Source organism: Paenibacillus sp. MCAF9 (genome assembly GCF_052114265.1).
Classification (GTDB): Bacteria; Bacillota; Bacilli; order Paenibacillales; family Paenibacillaceae; genus Pristimantibacillus.
In genome coordinates, this window is record NZ_JBFREL010000001.1 from 1 (window position 1) to 18,664 (window position 18,664).

The 18,664-nt window shown below is 45.4% G+C and carries 7 protein-coding genes; all 7 read left to right on the top strand.

Features of this window, described 5'->3' with window-relative positions; all coding sequences use genetic code 11:
- Positions 1-339 precede the first annotated feature (339 nt).
- The 7 genes from AB4Z45_RS00005 (at position 340) to AB4Z45_RS00035 (ending at position 18,129) form a co-directional block, all read left to right on the top strand.
- Positions 340-1,854, top strand: a complete 1,515-nt coding sequence (locus tag AB4Z45_RS00005) for a sugar ABC transporter ATP-binding protein (RefSeq protein WP_441907352.1) — start codon at positions 340-342, stop codon at positions 1,852-1,854.
- 15 nt (positions 1,855-1,869) lie between these two features.
- Positions 1,870-2,919 carry an ABC transporter permease gene (locus AB4Z45_RS00010; protein ID WP_441907353.1) on the top strand — a complete coding sequence of 350 codons (1,050 nt, stop codon included), beginning with the start codon at positions 1,870-1,872 and terminating at the stop codon, positions 2,917-2,919.
- A 4-nt stretch (positions 2,920-2,923) separates the two neighbouring features.
- A complete protein-coding gene (locus tag AB4Z45_RS00015) occupies positions 2,924-3,913 on the top strand; it encodes an ABC transporter permease (RefSeq protein WP_441907354.1) in 990 nt (329 codons plus the stop codon).
- Between the two features lie 68 nt (positions 3,914-3,981).
- Positions 3,982-5,079: a rhamnose ABC transporter substrate-binding protein gene (gene rhaS / locus AB4Z45_RS00020; protein ID WP_441907355.1), complete on the top strand. Its 1,098-nt coding sequence runs from the start codon at positions 3,982-3,984 to the stop codon at positions 5,077-5,079.
- 181 nt (positions 5,080-5,260) lie between these two features.
- Positions 5,261-10,684, top strand: coding sequence for a family 78 glycoside hydrolase catalytic domain (locus AB4Z45_RS00025; RefSeq protein WP_441907356.1), 5,424 nt, complete (start codon positions 5,261-5,263; stop codon positions 10,682-10,684).
- Between the two features lie 74 nt (positions 10,685-10,758).
- Complete coding sequence (locus tag AB4Z45_RS00030) at positions 10,759-11,772, top strand: S-layer homology domain-containing protein (protein ID WP_441907357.1); 1,014 nt, start codon at positions 10,759-10,761, stop codon at positions 11,770-11,772.
- Positions 11,773-11,814: 42 nt separating this feature from the next.
- Positions 11,815-18,129, top strand: coding sequence for a family 78 glycoside hydrolase catalytic domain (locus AB4Z45_RS00035; RefSeq protein ID WP_441907358.1), 6,315 nt, complete (start codon positions 11,815-11,817; stop codon positions 18,127-18,129).
- The last annotated feature ends 535 nt before the right edge of the window (positions 18,130-18,664 follow it).

Sequence of the window (18,664 nt, forward strand, 5' to 3'; positions counted from 1 at the left end):
TTTAAGCGGATCGTCCATCCGTTTGTTTGCTGTTCCTATTTATCAGTCTTGCATCAAAAAAATAAACGGCACAGGGCTTTTCCCATGCCGTTTCAGATTCACTTTCTATTTACGATCTTGTCTCGGAGATTAACTTAATGACATTGGCCTAGTGCCTGCCTTTTTATTTTGTTCACAAACAGCCATATAATGTGGATTCCATATACAAAGCGAATACACTCCCCCATAAGTAACGAATGTCTCCTTCTTCACGATCTGCAATTTCGGTAAGGTAGACCTAGAAGGAAGCAAGAAGCAGCAGCATGTAGAGAACAGCGAAGGATGGAGGGGGATTCGGCAATGGCCGAGTACATTTTAGAGCTAGAAGGAATTACAAAAACTTTTCCAGGCGTCAAGGCGCTTGATAATGTCTATTTTAAGTTAAAGCCCGGTGAGATTCATGCGTTGATGGGCGAAAATGGAGCGGGGAAATCAACCTTTATTAAGGTGATTACCGGTGTCCACGCAGCAGATGTCGGAGAAATCCTCTTTGATGGACAACGCGTGGATTTTAAAAATCCTACGGATGCGAAGCGGATGGGCATTGCAGCCATTTATCAGCATGTTACTTGTTATCCTGATTTAAGCGTCACAGAAAATATATTTATGGGGCATGAGAAAATTCAAAAAGGGACTAAGCGGATTCTTTGGAACGAAATGCATAAGGAGGCCGATAAGCTTCTGAAGGAGCTTGGCGCAGCATTCAGCCCCAAAACGCAAATGGGAGCATTAAGCGTAGCGGAGCAGCAAATCGTCGAAATTGCGAAAGCGCTTTCTGTTGATGCGAAGATCATTATTATGGATGAACCAACAGCCGCTCTTACCAATAGGGAAAGCGAAGACTTGTATCGCATTACAGAGCGTTTGCGTGACAAGGGAACAGCTATTATTTTTATCTCTCATCGCTTCGAGGACATGTATCGACTGGCCAGCAAGGTGACCGTATTCCGGGATTCCAGATACATCGGGACTTGGAATGTGGATGAAATATCGAACCAAGATTTAATTATTGCGATGGTAGGCCGTGAAATTACGCAATTGTTTCCGAAGAAGGAAGCGCAGATTGGGGAAGAATTGCTGCGTGTTGAAGGACTTGGCAGAACCGGCTACTTTGCTGATATTTCTTTTGCGCTGCGAGGAGGGGAAATATTAGGATTGACTGGGCTCGTTGGGGCAGGACGGACAGAGGTTTGCCAAAGCATTTTCGGCATTGAGCGAAGCGACAAAGGTAAGGTGTTCTTCAAGGGGCAGGAAGTGAACATCCGAAAACCGATCGATGCGATGCGTATGGGGATTGGCTACTTGCCGGAGGACAGGCAGAAGCAGGGGCTCGTTCTACAGTGGAGCATCGGTAGAAATATAACATTATCATCGCTTGAGAAGATTTCAAGCAAAGGTGTTCTTAACACCGATAAGGAAGCGAGCATCGCTAAGCAATTAGCTGAGAAGGTAAATGTTAAAGCAAAAAGCATATTTGATTTGGCCAGCTCGCTCTCAGGCGGCAACCAGCAGAAGGTTGTATTTGCAAAGCTGCTGACTGCTGATGTGGATGTCATTATTTTGGATGAACCAACCAAAGGTGTGGATGTCGGCGCCAAATCTGCCATCTATGAAATGATTAGCGATTTGGCATGTCAAGGGTATGGGATTTTGATGGTATCGTCCGAGATGCCTGAAATGATTGGGATGTGTGATAGGGTAGCTGTCATGCGCGAGGGCCGGATAACAGCTTTTCTAGACCGCGATTCGATCTCACAGGAGGCGATACTTCAAGCATCAATGGCTGACGATCGCCCTCTTATACAACAACATTAAAGGTGGGCATGACACATGCAGGAGAGAGAACTTAGTACGAACGGTATAACCGCAGCTTCTCTTAGAGCTACAAGGCCAACGCGCACGCTCAGCGCAAAGATCGTCAAATTCAGAGAGCTTGGATTACTCGGATTTATTGTTTTGCTTTCCATTGGCGTTCAGCTTCGCAATCCCAGCTTTTTGACCTTGGAAAATATAAACGATATGGTGACGAACACAGCGATTTTGAGCATTTTGGCTGTGGGGATGATGCTCGTTATCGTTACCCGCGGAATTGATCTTTCCATCGGTGCAACTTTGGCTCTTTCAGGCATGATCGCGGCACAGACGGTCAGTGCATTTCCAGAAATTCCAGCTGTCGTCGCCCTTCTGATCGGCACTTTAACGGGGCTTGTCAGCGGTGTGATCATTGGTTTTCTGGTTTCCAAAATTGGTATCCTGCCCATCATAGCCACACTAGGGATGATGAACGTGTTCCGCGGGTTTACTTATCTAACTAGTGGGGGCAAATGGGTTAGTGCACATCAAATGCCTGCAAGTTTCAAAGCGATGGCAACGGGAACAACGCTCGGAATCAATAATCTTATCTTTGTTGCAATCCTTATTTATTTCGTCGCTTATTATTTCGTTAATCATACCCGAACGGGCAGACAAATCTATGCTGTTGGAAGCAATCCAGATTCGGCAGTAATAAGCGGCATTAAGGTAGACAAAATTTTATGGCTCGTATATTCCATTATGGGCGGTCTCTCCGGCTTAGCAGGTGTGCTATGGGTATCCAAATTTGCATCAGCGCAAGGAGATACGGCATCGGGTTATGAACTCAGCGTAATTGCTGCGTGTGTACTAGGCGGTGTGAGCATTGCAGGCGGTTCTGGCAAAATATCAGGCATCATCCTTGGCTCTATTTTGCTAGGTATTTTGAATAATGCACTTCCTTTGATTAATGTATCGCCATTTTGGCAGAACGGCATTCAAGGCGCAATTATTTTAATCGCGGTCCTTATTAATGCAATCGTCAAGCGCGGCGTTGATCGCAACAATCTTATGAGGAGGAAAATCTAACGCTATGGAGCCGAGAATTGTTACGAATAAGCAGGATTTTTCCTTCAAAAGGTTTTTCCTTCAGTGGGAATGGATGTTGGTTGTATTGTTTCTTGCCATAACCGTCATGAATATGAATCTATCAGAGTTTTATTGGGATTACGATAATTTGCGGGATGCAACAATGGGTTTTCTGGATAAAGCATTTATCGTGCTCCCTATGGTGTTCATCATCATCCTCGCGGATATCGATATATCCGTCGCATCGATTGTAGCACTATCGTCTGTTATTATGGCGGACTTATTCAATAAAGGTGTCCCTATTGTGCTAGCTATGGTCATTTGTTTGGCAGTGGGCACCATTTGTGGATGGATTAACGGCATCCTCATTGTGAAGTACAAGGAATTGTCCGCGGTCATCATTACTTTGGCAACGATGATCATTTATCGGGGAATCGCCTACATTATTTTGGAGGATCAAGCAGCAGGATCTTTTCCAGAGTGGTTTAGCTATTTGGGCTGGGGGTACGTGGGACCGATTCCGTTTATCTTAATCGTTTTTGCGGTATTTGCCATTGTGTTTAGCTTACTGCTGCACAAAACCGTGTTTGGCCGACAATTGTACGCGATGGGGAATAACATCAACGCGGCCCGCTTCTCAGGCGTGAATGTTGATCGTGTAAAAGTAATCGTCTTTACGCTTGCAGGACTGATGTCCGCTGTGACTGCTTTGTTTCTAACTTCCCGTATGGGAAGCACGCGTCCTAATATTGCGATGGGCTATGAACTCGACGTCATTGCCATGGTTGTACTCGGCGGCATTAGCACGGCTGGAGGAAAAGGAAGAATGATAGGAGCAATACTAGCTGTCTTCCTCATAGGCTTCCTGCGTTATGGTTTAGGATTAGTCAACGTACAAGCGCAAATCCTACTCATTATTATTGGTTTGCTGCTTATATTCGCCGTTGCCGTTCCGAGGCTAAAAGTAGGTCGGAGTCGTACAAAGAAAACTTAAGTTGGTGCAATACAGTCAATCGGCTGTTTTGTATATAAAGGATTGGACAAAAAAAGGGAGGAAAAACAATGAAAAGAAACAAGGTGTTATTCGTTTGTTTAACTGTTTTGCTTACGATCTCGATGTTAACCGCCTGCGGAGGAGGCAACAGCGGCAGTAATTCTAAAAATACGGGCGGCAACAAGAGCGAAGCTACAGAGAAAAACAAGGGAAATGACACAAAGGACAGCACGAAAAAGAAGAAATATGCCATTATCTTTAAAAACACGGGTAATCCATACGGTGAGAAGCAAATGGAGGGCTACAAAAATGCTGTTGAAGAGCTCGGATATGAAGCGATTTTGAAGGCGCCTGATCAGCCAACTGCAGAAGCACAAATTCAAATGATTGAAGAGCTTATCTCGCAAAAGGTGGACGTGATCGCGATTGCGGCAAATGATCCGGACGCGCTCCAGCCGGCGCTGAAGAAAGCGATGAATCAAGGAATTAAAGTCCTTTCTTTAGATTCAGCGGTTAACGCAGCCAGTCGCATGGTTCATGTAAATCAAGCAGATCCTGAGCGTATCGGCCGCACACTAATTCAAGGCGTATCGGAAATAATTGGCGGCGAAGGCGAAATTGCGATCCTGAGCGCGACATCGCAAGCGACCAACCAAAACACTTGGATCGAATGGATGAAGAAAGAGCTGGAGGATTCGAAATACAGTAAAATCAAGCTCGTTAAAGTAGCTTATGGTGATGATTTGCGTGATAAAAGCGTGTCCGAGACTGAGGCGCTCTTGAAATCGTATCCTGATCTGAAAGGTATTATTGCGCCAACGACAGTAGGAATCGCGGCAGCGGGCAAGGTTTTAACGGATAAGGGTCTCACTGGGAAAGTGCAATTGACCGGTCTTGGCCTGCCAAGTGAAATGGCGGAATATATCGTGAGCGGGGTATGTCAGTGGATGTATTTGTGGAATCCGATTGATGTTGGTTACTTGTCCGGTTATGCAGCTGACGCATTGGTGAACGGCAAGATTACAGGTGCGGTTGGGGATAAGCTGACAGCTGGCAAACTAGGTGAGAAAGAAGTCGTAAAAGATGGTGAAGGCACGCAAATTATGCTTGGCGATCCCTTCAAATTCGATTCCTCTAACATCGCTGAATGGAAGGATGTTTATTAAAACAAACCTTTCATAATTACACAAAAATCGAAGAATGAGAAGATTGGCCGGGTAGTCGTTGAAGGACCTGCAGCAAGCAGGATATCCTTTCTTGTACTCCCGGCTATTTTTTTATGGATTTATGTTAGTCTTCCAAATTGAAAGCGATACCAATGTAACGGAAAAGGGAGTGTTTTGGCAAATGAGTAGTTTGTTCAGGAAGAAGCTGCTTGGTTTATTTTTAGCAACTGTTCTTGTCATTGCTTTATTACAGCCAGTAGCCGCATTCGGAGCAGAAGGAACGGACCAAATGACTGCATATGACTTACATACAGAGTATAGCCATAACCCAATCGGAATCGATAACACCAAGCCGAGACTCAGCTGGCTGCTTGAAGCAACAGAGAGAGCACAGATGCAAACTGCCTATCAAATCATTGTCGCTTCAGAAGAGAGCCGTTTGGCTGCCAATGAAGGAGACAAATGGGATTCAGGCAAAATCATGTCCAGCGATTCCAACAATGTGGAATACAAAGGAGAAGCTTTACAATCCGGAAAACGTTATTTCTGGAAAGTGAAGGTTTGGGATAACCATGATCACGCTTCAGCATGGAGTGAACCGGGCTCGTGGGAAATGGGATTGCTCGCGCCAGCTGATTGGCAAGCCAAGTGGATTGCCGCCTCAACACCTGCGACCGTGCCGTCAAGCTATTCCATCGAGCTGGATTTTACAATATTAAATGATGGTGCAGCCATTTTGTTTGGCGGACCTAATGCCTCCAATAATTTTTTCTGGCAGTTTAACGTAAAAGAAAAAGCGTATGCCCAGTTTCGGCCACACACGAATGTCGGCGGTACGAAGCTTATGAAGGAAGTAGATATTTCACGGGTCATTCCGAATGACAAGCAATTGAATGTTGCTTATCATCTGAAAATTGAAGTGAATGGCAAAGAAATCAAAACCTATATCAACAACGAGTTAATCGACACGATGAAAAATGACAATATTTCGTTCGGTCCTATTGGATTCCGCCAGCATAAAGACGCAAGGACGAATGAGCGCGCCTTGTTCGACAATATCGTCATTAAGGATGAACACGGCAAGGAGTTGTTTCAAGCAAATTTTGATGATAAGGAAGCAGCAAGCTTTGAAGGGGGGCAATTAACGGAAGATGGAAAACTTCTCGTAGAGAACGGCACCTTTTATCAGAAAGTCGAGAGCAGAAGCTCACCTATGTTGAGGAAAGATTTTGAAATTGCGAAGCCAGTGCGTAAAGCAACTGTTTACTCGACGGCGCTTGGACTTTATGAGCTCAGCCTAAATGGGACACGGGTAGGCAGCGATTACTTTAATCCAGGATGGACGGATTACAATAAGCGTTTGCAGTATCAGACCTATGATGTAACCGACATGCTCCTTGAAGGAGGAAATGCGGTTGGGGCTATGCTGGGTGACGGCTGGTACGCGGGAAATGTGGCACATGTTGGTCCAAATCAGTACGGAACAGAGCTGTCGTTTTTATTCCAATTAAAAATTGAATACGAGGATGGCACAAGTGAAACGGTAATGACCGATTCTTCTTGGCATTCAACGACTTCGGGTCCCGTTCGCTACTCCGACATTCTAATGGGAGAGACATATGACGCTCGCAAAGAAATGGATAAATGGAACCGTTCGAATTATGACGCTTCATCATGGAACGGTGTAAAAGAGGTCAGCCATTTCCGCGGGAAGCTGGTTGCACAGGTAGGCCCTACCGTCAAGGCGACGGAAGAATTGAAGCCTATCTCGGTGAAGCAGCCAAGTGCCGGCACTTACATTTTTGATATGGGACAGAACATGGTTGGCTGGGCAAGGCTAAAAGTCGAAGGCACTGCCGGAACGAAAGTGAAGCTGCGGTTTGCCGAGATGCTGAATGATGATGGGACGCTTTACACGGAGAACTTGCGTACAGCTAAACAAACAGATGAATATGTCCTATATGGAAGCGGGCTTGAGCAATATGAACCGCATTTCACATTCCACGGTTTTCGTTACGTAGAAGTGACCGGTTATCCGGGTGAACCTGCTTTAGATAGCATAACGGGGATTGTTGTTCACACCGATACACCGAAGACTGGGACATTTGAAACCTCAAATCCGATGGTCAATCAGCTTTACAGCAACATCACATGGGGACAACGAGGAAATTTTTTAAGCGTTCCAACAGACTGTCCGCAGCGTAATGAACGAATGGGCTGGACAGGAGACGCGCAGGTGTTCGTTCGAACAGCTACCTATAACATGGAAGTTCCAGGGTTTTATGAGAAGTATATGCGGGATGTTGTTGATGCGCAGGGGGCAAATGGAGCATTCCCAGACGTTGCGCCAAATGTTAGCGGGATGGGTAACGGAAGCAACGGCTGGGGAGATGCAGGCGTTATTATCCCATGGACGCTATATTTAGCCTATAACGACACTTCCGTTATCAAAGAGCATTATGATGCGATGGCGAAATGGATCGAGTTTCTTAAAACGAACAGCAACAAGCTCATTCGTCCGGCCGGTGGTTACGGGGACTGGTTGAGCGTGAATGAAACCACACCAACGGATGTGGTGAATACGGCCTATTTTGCATACAGCACGAATTTATTGTCCAAGATGGCAGCGATCATTGGGAAAACAGACGATGAGGAGAAATATAGTCAATTATTTAAAGATATTAAAGCTGCTTTTAACACCGCGTTTGTTGGTTTGGACGGACAAATCAAAGGCAATACGCAAGCAGGTTATGTGTTTGCACTGCAAATGGATTTATTGGATGGAGATATCAAGAAGAAAGCTGCTGAGCATCTAGTTAACAATATTAAAAGCAAAAACTGGCATCTGTCGACCGGGTTTCTTGGTGTAGGTTATTTGCTGCCGGTACTTACAGAGGCGGGCTATACAGAGGTTGCTTATCGCTTGTTGACGAACGATACGTACCCATCATGGGGATACAGCATCAAAAATGGGGCAACGACCATTTGGGAGAGGTGGAATTCCTATACACAGGAGAATGGATTCGGTGACGCAGGAATGAACTCTTTTAACCATTATTCGCTTGGCTCCGTTGGAGAATGGATGTTCCGCTATGCGGCAGGAATCGAAGCAGATCCTGAGCAGCCCGGATTCAAACATATTGTCATTCAGCCTACGCCTGGCGGTGAGTTTAGCCATGTGAATGGAGAATACAAGTCTATTTATGGCTTGATCAAGAGCCGCTGGGAGCAGGAGGGCTCAGCCTTCAAGCTGAATGTGACAATTCCAGTTAATACAACAGCGACCGTATACATTCCAGCGGTAGATCAAGCATCCGTGAGCGAAGGCGGACAGCCTGCTGAAGAAGCCGTTGGTGTCAAGTTTTTGCGGATGGAAGGGGACAAAGCGGTCTATTCGGTCGGATCTGGAGCATATTCGTTCGCTAGTACAATGGCTGATTCCAACTTAAAGCTGGAAAGCATCAACTTGAGCAGCAAAGCAACGAAGCTGCAGCAAGGTGAACAAACTCAGCTCACATTAAGCGGAAGTATGGATAATGGCATGGAAGCCGATTTCACTAACGCTGAGATCAAGTATGAGAGCAGCAACACAAATGTGATCAAAGTTGCTTATAACGGAATCGCAGCTGCAGTTGGACCCGGCTCCGCAGAAATTACTGCAACGGTAAAATCAGGAGAAGTTGTGCTTACCTCCTCTATTAAGTTGATCGTAGTTACCGGGGCGAATCTGGCGTTAGGCAAAAAGGCAACCGCACGCGAAACGTTGGAGATTTCGCCAGAGTGGGGGGCAGCAGGGCTTACGGACGGCAATTTGGCGCGAAAATATTCATCAACAGGCTCTCCTTCGCCATCTCAGGAAAACAACCCGCTTTGGGTTGAGATTGATCTGGGTGCTAACCAAGATCTGAATAGTGTGGTGTTGTATCCAAGAACGGACTCCAGTACGAAAGATTCACGAACCGCCTCCTATCCTATCGATTTCCTTATTCAGGTTAAGGCTGATGGAGGAGATTATATAGAAGTAAAGAGGATGACTGGAGAGCCGAACCCGTTGATGCTGCCACAGCTTTATACGTTTGAAAACCAAACCGCTAGATATGTGAGGCTGTCGGTCAATAAGCTTGGGGATATGGCATCAGACGATATTTACTATAGGCTTCAATTAGCTGAGCTGGAGGTATATAACAATCAAGCTGGCTTGCCTGTTACTGGCATAAGCTTGGATCGTACTTCGCTCGAAATGAAGGATGGAGAAAGCATCGAAATTGCTGCGACAGTGCTTCCGGCAAATGCTGCAAATAAGCTAGTGCATTTTGAGTCGAATCACGAGAGCATTATCATCACGAATGTTCATTATGATGAAGCAAGTGATACTACCAAAGCAAATGTAACAGCAACCAATAAGGGAGCAGATCAAGTCAATGGCATCATAACTGCGACGACAGAAGAGGGCAGCAAGACGGCTGCGCTAAATGTTACGGTAACCGCAGCTTCCGCAGAACGAGATATGGCTGCTTTGTCAGGAAGTAACACTGTCATAGCAGGACAGGGAACGGAGTGGACGGTCGGTGCTGAAAATGTAGGCTCAAACTTCACGGCACTTGATGTTATTGTTCATTATGACCCGCAGAAATTCGAATTCCAGACGGTTGGGGAAAGTACTTACCTCTCGCTGGACCCATCGGTCATTCAGTCGTTGAAGCCGAATTTCGAAGTGTTTGGAACGGCGGTTAAACCCGAGCTTGGCCAGATTCGGATCATCATGGTCACCTCAGGCCAGCAGCAAGCAGGTATTGACGGTGGCAATCTGTTCCGCCTCCACGCGAAGGTGAAACCGAGTTCGCCAGCAGGCAATACAACGGTATCGCTGTCTGATTTCCAAGTGTCGGATAGTGGCAAGGGAACAATGATGAATGTATCGCGAGCTGTACTCTCGATGGAAGTGCTCCTCACTGACAAAACAGCGCTGAATACGGCAATCGAACAAGCGCAGGCGTTACATGATGCCGCAATGGAAGGCACGCAGCCGGGTCAGTATCCAACAGGTTCTAAGGCGGCATTGCAAGCTGTAATCAACAGTGCGATTGCAGTGAAGAATGATCCGAATGCGACTGTGGAGCAAGTCACCATAGCGCTTAACGGCTTGAATGGAGCAGTAAAAGTGTTTAATGATTCGGTGATTCCATCAGCTCCTGGTGACAGGACGGAGTTAAACCGATTGATTGCAGAAGCACAATTAAAACATGACAGGGCAATCGAAGGCACAAAGGTCGGCAAGTACGCTGCGGGATCAAAAGCGCTGCTGCTGGCAGCCATTAACACAGCCAAGAATACAGGAAGCAGCCAGTGGCAAATAGATGAGGCTGTAACGACACTAAACAAAGCTCTACAAGTTTTCAAAGCGAAGATTATGACACTGATCGAGGGACAAACGAAGGTTACGATTCGAGATCTGTCGATCATAGCGAATTTCTATGGTGTCACCTCCAAAGATCCAAACTGGTCTGAAATTGAGAAAGCAGATGTGATCGGCGCAAATGTAATCGACATTCGTGTATTAGCTTCTATTGCGCAAATGATTCTTGAAAAGTGGAGCTTGGAATAGACATACGAATTTCGAATAGGAGGCAGGCACACTAACCTGCCTCATAATCTCTGCTATGAAAGGATTCATGCGATATGTCGAATGCAAAGCGAATGGCAATAGTATTCACAATTTTAATCAGTATGTTCAGTTTAATGCCCATTTCGGCAATGGCGGATAAGGCAGCTGCTTCTTTTGAACTAATGATTACTAGTCAAGAAGCCAAAACTGAAATATCAGTAGTAGGAAAAAACTTAACCGATGTATTTGCCTATGATATTTCGATGAATTACGATTCCACTCGATTGAAGTTTGTTGGAGCACATACGGCTTTGACAGGTTTTTCTGTCGATCCGATCGTAAAGAAGGGGACCATTCGGTTTGCCCATACGAAGACAGGCAATTCAGCTGGCGAGACAGGGGACAAAGAGCTGGTATTGCTGAAATTTGAGCGAATGGCTGAGGGGAATGCTGAGGTCAGCCTTCAAGCTGTGCAGCTTGTTAATTCGAAATTGGAGATGAATGAACTGAAACCTGTGCTGCAGGTAACTGTAGCTGGAAAATCTATTACTGTGAATTGGAAAGATATTAAAGGACATTGGGCGGAGAGTGCGATTAGGGAAGCGGCAGAGCTCGGTTTTGTTACGGGGTATGCCGATGGAACATTCCTTCCTAACCGCGCAGTAACGCGTGCGGAGTTCTCAGCTATGATGGTTCGGGCGCTTCATCTAGAACTTGGAGCAGACAGTAAACTTGCCTTCAACGATAGCGATAGAATAGCTGCGTGGGCGAAACCGTATATCGCAACAGCGGTTAAGGCAGGTCTATTAAAAGGTTATGATGACGGAAGCTTCCGCGCAGACCAGTTAATTAATCGGACAGAAATGGTTGCTGTCGTCATGAGGGCTCTTGATCTAAAAGCAGACCAAAATACGAAGCTGCAGTTTGCGGATGCGTTAGAAATTCCTGTTTGGGCGACTGGTTACGTAGCTGCAGCTGTGGAGACAGGAATAATCAAAGGGCGAAATGGTAACCGGTTTGCACCTCTAGAGCATGCTACTCGGGCTGAGTCGGTAGTCGTCATCCTTGCAATGCTGAAGCAAAAATAGAACGATAAACAATAACAAAGGAAAGTCGAGGGGAAAAAAAGTATGAGGAAAACCATGAGTCTTCTATTAGCTTTGGTGATTGGCTTCACATTATGCTTGCCTATGACTAGTACGGCGTATGGCGAAGCAGGTGGAACGGGAGCAACGATGGCGGTAACCGATTTAACGACGGAGTACACGAACAATCCGATCGGTATCGATGTGGTGAAGCCGAGGATGAGTTGGAAGCTTCAGTCCGATAAACGTGGACAGCTTCAAACAGCATATGCCATTCAGGTAGCTAGCACCAACCAGAAATTGCTGGATAACCAACCGGATGTGTGGAATACCGATAAAGTTGATTCGAATCAATCGGTAAATGTCGTTTATGACGGCAAGCCTCTGGAGTCCGGCAAACGTTACTTTTGGAGAGTAAAAGTATGGGACTTGAACAATGAGAAGGCTTCAGAATGGAGTGATCCTGCTTGGTGGGAAATGGGTCTTCTCCATGATTCGGATTGGCAAGCGGATTGGATCGGTATGAGCGACGCGAACAATATGACAACAGAAGGTCTTAAATGGGTTTGGTTTCCGGAAGGGAATCCAGCTTCAAATGCTCCTGCAGGAGATCGCTATTTTCGCAAAACCATTCAATTGCCGTTAGACCGGACAATAACACAAGGGAAATTTTTATTAACTGCGGATGATGGGTTCGTGTTATATGTGAATGGAAAGCGAATGGGCAGTTCTATCAAAGCGGTCGATTCATGGAAAGAAGGCAAAATTGTAGATGTCTCAAGCGCACTCATTCCTGGATCTAATACGATTGCAATCCAAACATCAAACGATGGCGGACCTGCTGGTCTGCTTGGCAGCTTGAAAGTGGTATTCAAGGAAGGAACACCACTTCAATTGAATATGGATCAAGGTTTGAAAGCGGCCAAGTTAAAGATGGAGGGATGGGAGAAATCGGATTTTGATGACAGCAGCTGGTCAGCTGCGATGATCGTCGCGTCCTATGGGGAGTCGCCGTGGGGGAAAAATGTAAAAATTACAGCTTCGCCTCCTTACATTCGCAAAGGTTTCTCTTTAGAGAAGTCCATTGCAAAAGCAAGACTTTACTCCAGCGCTCTCGGAATATATGAACCTAGCATTAACGGCAAACGTGTAGGCGGAGATTTATTTACGCCAGGATGGACAGATTACACGAAGCATATTCAATACCAGACTTATGATGTAACTGATTTGCTTCAAAACGGTGAAAACGTCATTGGCGCTATATTGGCAGAGGGATGGTATTCCGGACATGTCGGTTTTATTGGTCCGAACATTTATGGCGATAGCAATTATTTGTTCATGCAATTAAATCTTGAGTACACAGACGGTTCAACAGAAACGATTGGAACGGATCAATCATGGAAATGGGCAGCAGGGCCAATTGTATCTTCTAGTATTTTGATGGGAGAGAGCTATGATGCAACGAAGGAATTAGATGGATGGGATACACCTGCCTTCGATGCATCGAGCTGGGATTCGGTTCAGAAATTAGAGGATGAAGTGACTGGGAAGCTAGTCGCCCAGGATGGCCCAACGGTAAAATTAATTGAAGAAATGAAGCCGATTAAAATGACAGAGCCGGAACCTGGCAAATATGTGTTTGATTTAGGGCAGAACATGGTCGGAACCGTAAGGCTAAAAGTAAGCGGTGAAGCAGGTCAAACGGTTACTCTGCGACATGCAGAGGTGTTAAACCCGGACGGGACCTTCTATACAGCAAACCTGCGCGCGGCAAAAGCAACGGACCGATATACCTTGAAGGGCGGCGGAGATGAAGTATATGAGCCGAAGTTTACGTTTCATGGTTTTCGTTATGTGGAGGTAACGGGTTATCCCGGAGTGCCGAGTATGGATGCCGTTACAGGGCTGGTCATGCATACAGCAGCACCGTTTAGCGGCAAGTTAGAAACTTCTAGTGCGATGTTGAATCAACTGCAAAGCAATATTACTTGGGGGCAGCGAGGCAATTTCTTGGAGGTTCCTACCGATACGCCTGCGCGTGACGAGCGTTTGGGTTGGACCGGTGACATCAATGTCTTTATTGGAGCTGCTGCTTTTAATATGGACGTGGCAAAGTTTATAGGAAGCAAATGGATGAGAGATTTAAGAGATGGACAATCGATTAACGGTGCTTTTCCCGATGTAGCGCCTAATGTTCTCGGAGAAAGAGGCAATGCCGGCTGGGGGGATGCTGGCGTTACCGTTCCGTATACCATTTGGCAGCGTTACGGAGATATTCGTGTTATTGAAGAAAATTATGATGAAATGGTTCACTGGATCGAATATATGAGAAAAAATAGCTCTGGACTTATTCGTCCGTCGTCGATGTATGGTGATTGGCTGGATGTGAATGATCCAACGCCAGGAGATTTAATTTCTACCGCTTATTTTGCGTACAGTACAAAACTGGTATCCGAAATGGGGCATGCCATCGGCCGTCAAGAGGATGCTGACAAGTACGAGCAGCTTTATGAGCAAGTGAAAGCAGCGTTTATTAAAGCCTATGTTAGCGAAGATGGAAAAGTTAAAGGAAATAGCCAAACGGGATACGTGTTGGCTTTGTACATGGATTTGGTTCCCGAATCGAAACGACAAGCTGCAGCGGATCATTTGGTAGAGCTGATTAAAGCGCGCGACTGGCATTTATCAACCGGTTTTCTTGGCACGAGAGATTTATTGCCGGTATTGAGCGAAACGGGACATTTGGATGTTGCTTACCGATTGCTCAACAATGACACTTATCCTTCATGGGGATATCAGATCAAAAATGGTGCGACTACGATGTGGGAGCGCTGGGATTCTATTAAGCCGGATGGCAGTTTCCAAGACATTGGCATGAACTCCTTTAACCATTACGCTTATGGAGCAGTCGGAGACTGGATGTATCAAAATATTGCCGGCATTCAACAGGATCCTGCAAGCCCGGGTTATAAGCATATTTTGATTAAACCTCGACCTGGTGGAGATTTGACTAGTGCCAAAGGATCGTACAATTCTGTTTACGGCATGATTGTAAGCGATTGGAAAAAAGAAGGGGATATTTTTAGCCAGCATGTCACGATTCCAGCAAATACAACGGCTACGGTCTATATCCCTGCTGACAGCAAGTGGGCAGTAACAGAGAGCGGCCAATTCGCATTGTCGGTGGAAGGGGTACAATTTGTTGGTATGGAGGAAGGCAATGCGGTATTCACTGTAGGTTCGGGTGATTATCAGTTTGTAGTTGATCCTATTATTGGAGAGTTAGGCAGTGCACTTGATGAGGCGGTCAAATTTCAAAATGAAGTAATAAGCTATTCCAATAATGGAGAGCTCACCAGCGAACAAACTCAGGCACTTTCAGGTAAAGGCGAGGCGCTTGCAAGCCGAATTGAAGCAAGTATTGAGGCGTACAAAGCCGGTGAAGATGCACTCTTTATCGAGCAAGTTCAATATGCTTTATATGAAACAGACGGTTTACAGCTATGGTTGCAAGAACAAAGCGATGCTGGGTCAATAAACGACGCTATTGCTAAAAATTTAGTGAATCTTGTTTCAAACGCAGCAACGTTTTTGTCAGCCATTAGTAATGAAAAGCTAGGAATAAAGTGGTTTATTAGCCCTTCCGAGGTATCCGTACTGCCCGGAACTACATTTACAGTTGAAGTGAAAGCAACTAACGATGGCGATGCGAGCATTAATGATGTGCGTTATACTCTCCAGAAACCCGAAGGATGGGAAGTCACTTCGATAGGAGATAGCCAAACGGCTGTCATTAAACCAGGTGAAACGTTTGCTGCTGCATTCCGTGTGAAAGTGTCGGAGCAACAACAACCCACTAGCCTATTTAATATCGTTGGCAGCGGAAGCTACAAAATAAATGATGCAACAGTGGAAGTGCCTTTGAAGACGACAATAAAGATCGATTCGCCAATCATTATTAAAGCATTAAAGGCTGAACCAGCAACAATCGAGCCAAGCGGTACATCAACGGTTAATACAACCATTCAAAATAAAGGAAGCTTTTCCGTTGAAGGATCTATAGAGCTCAGTGCTCCTTTAAACTGGACGGTTTCCCCTGCACGCCAAGCCTATAGCCTTGAAGCCGGGGAAGAAAAGAATATCAGTTTTGAGGTGAAATCACCGCTTCTTGCAGTTGAAACGGCTGCTGAGTTGCGTGCGATTGCTTCGTTTCATGGAGCTGAAGCAGCCAAGAGCAGTACGACCATTCAAGTGCGTTATAAAAACCCGCCGAAAGACTTTTACGATCATGTAGACGTTGGCGAACAAGGCTCTGAACAAAAACATAATGTAAAGTTTTCCGCTCAGTCCGGTGCAAATGTGGAGGAGGGATTAACGAGAAGGTATGTTAATCATGGAGACGCAAATGGTTATTTCCAATTTGATATGACCGTTGAGCCAGGCAAACCTTTCATTATTAGGGCAATCGAAACGTATGATCGAGCACAATTGAAAGATTATTATGTGTTGGTAAACGGAACGAAAGTGCTCAGCCGCGTGAATGAAAAAGATAGCCGAGGTATTGTAACCTATCAATTTGTTGTTGACGATATCTCTTTAACAAAGGATGGCAAGGTGACTGTTCGGTTCCAAGAAGATGAGGAAGGTCGCAATTATGATCCTTCAATTGCCGACGTTTGGACGATGCCGCTGAACGCAGAATATGTCTCATTACAGGATATTCCTGCTAGAGTAGCTGGGGACTCCATAACGATAGCGGGGTATACGACACTCGATAAAGTGGAGGTAAAGGTACTAGGACCGGATCAAGCAATGTTGTACAGAAAAGAATTGCCTGGCGGTGTATTTAGTGACTCCTATTCAATAGCAAAGGATGCGTCTCCGGGAACTTATACAGTGGTTGCAGGCAATGGAACGACGCAAGCAATCAAGCGTTTCGAAGTGAGGGCAAATATTCCTGTTACTGAACTAAAGCTCGATCGTTCTTCCATCGAATTGAAGGATGGTGAAAGCATTGAAATTTCTGCTACCGTCTTTCCGGCAAATGCAACAAACAAAAATGTGCATTTTGTATCTAATCATGAGAACATCGTTGTCACGAATGTTCATTATGATGAGGCTAATCTAGTAACCAAAGCAACCGTTACGGCAACCAATAAGGGAGCGGAAGCATTAACAGGTCTCATAACGGCGAAGACGGAAGATGGAGCAAAAACAGCTGCGCTGAATGTGAAAGTAACCGCATTTGCTTCAGAAAAAGATATGGCCACACTGTCAGGTCCTGCAATGGTTTTAGCAGGGCAGGAGGCAGAGTGGACGATTGGAACGGACAATATAAGTTCGAATTTCACGGCTCTTGATGTTGTTTTTCATTATGACCCGCAGAAGTTTGAATTCCAGACAGTGAAAGAAGGCGTATCTCAAGCGTTAGATCCGTCAGCCATTCAATCGTTGAAGCCGAATTTCGCTGTATTCGGGAGTGCGGTTAAACCAGAGCGTGGCCAGATTCGAATCATTATGGTAACCACTGGTGAACAACAAGGCGGCGTCGACGGTGGTCCTTTGTTTAGCCTCCACGGTAAGGTGAAAGCAGATGCGAAGGCAGGCAGCACGACCGCCTCGTTGTCTGATTTCGAAGTATCGATGAGTGGCAAAGGAACGATAATGAATGTGTCCCAAGCTTCGCTACTGATCGAAGTGAATCTTGCTGATAAAACGGCACTGAATGCAGCAATCCAGCAAGCGGAGTCCGCTCATGATGCTGCGGTGGAAGGAACTTTACCTGGTCAGTATCCAATTGGAGCTAAAGCAGCATTGCAAGTAGCAATCAACAGCGCGATAGCCGTCAAGAATGATGCGAATGCGACAGGTGAGGAAGTTGCTGGTACGCTTAATGCTTTGAATGCGGCTATGAAACGGTTTGCCGACTCGGTCATTCCATCGATTCCTGTGGACAGAACGGTATTGAACGCTGCGATTGCAGCAGCACAGACGAAACATGACAGGGCGGTTGAAGGGACTAAGGTTGGAAAGTATGCTGCAGGATCAAAAGCGGCGCTTCAAGCAGCTATTAATACGGCCAAAAACGCGGGCAGCAGCCAGTGGCAGGTAGATGAAGCTGTAACGTTGCTGAACAAAGCTGTTCAAGTATTCACAGCGAAGATCGTGACATTAATCGAGGGACAAACGAAGGTTACGATTCGAGATCTATCGATTATTGCGAAATTCTACGGTGTAACCTCAGCAGATCCGAGATGGTCAGAAATTGAGAAAGCGGATGTGCTAGGCATAAATGCAATTGATATTCGTACTTTAGCAGCAGTTGCCCAAATGATCCTCGACGAGTGGCGCAAGGAGTAGAGATCAACGAATCTGTTTTCTCAGCAATAGGAGGCAGGTACAATAATCTGCCTCTGAAATTAATTTAGATGAGGAGCTTTTTTACACTCCTCGCGAGCAAAAGCCACCTTTTTAGGTGGTTTTTTTCTATTTATTATTCATAAAACCCCGGACAAACCAATATCTGCATGGTAAATCAAAGGTTACCGAGCTTTATGTATCTCGTCTGCTCAGGGAAGATTTAAGCGGCTTGCCAGCAGCACTTATCGTTATGGTGGTATACGTAGCGGATCTATCTTCAGGTATGAAAAGTAATTTAAGAGAATTTTAATAACTGGTTCACTATATTTTTATAGCCATTGCTTATCCTGAGTAAGAAATAACCATAAATTCATTCACTTAGGAGGATAAAAATGAAGAAAAAGCGGTTTTCGCTTATCACTTATTCGGATTTATATGTACTTTGGTTAAGATAATCAATGGGATGGGGATACTTAATTAATTCAATCTTTTTTATCTTTTCAGGACTTGTCTTGTTTTTTACAATGGGATACAT

What these genes read in the sequence shown, in the direction of transcription:
- AB4Z45_RS00005 (WP_441907352.1), top strand. Translation starts at nt 340, where the DNA reads ATGGCCGAGTACATTTTAGAGCTAGAAGGAATTACAAAAACTTTTCCA.
- AB4Z45_RS00010 (WP_441907353.1), top strand. Translation starts at nt 1,870, where the DNA reads ATGCAGGAGAGAGAACTTAGTACGAACGGTATAACCGCAGCTTCTCTT.
- AB4Z45_RS00025 (WP_441907356.1), top strand. Translation starts at nt 5,261, where the DNA reads ATGAGTAGTTTGTTCAGGAAGAAGCTGCTTGGTTTATTTTTAGCAACT.
- AB4Z45_RS00030 (WP_441907357.1), top strand. Translation starts at nt 10,759, where the DNA reads ATGTCGAATGCAAAGCGAATGGCAATAGTATTCACAATTTTAATCAGT.
- AB4Z45_RS00015 (WP_441907354.1), top strand. Translation starts at nt 2,924, where the DNA reads ATGGAGCCGAGAATTGTTACGAATAAGCAGGATTTTTCCTTCAAAAGG.
- AB4Z45_RS00035 (WP_441907358.1), top strand. Translation starts at nt 11,815, where the DNA reads ATGAGGAAAACCATGAGTCTTCTATTAGCTTTGGTGATTGGCTTCACA.
- rhaS (WP_441907355.1), top strand. Translation starts at nt 3,982, where the DNA reads ATGAAAAGAAACAAGGTGTTATTCGTTTGTTTAACTGTTTTGCTTACG.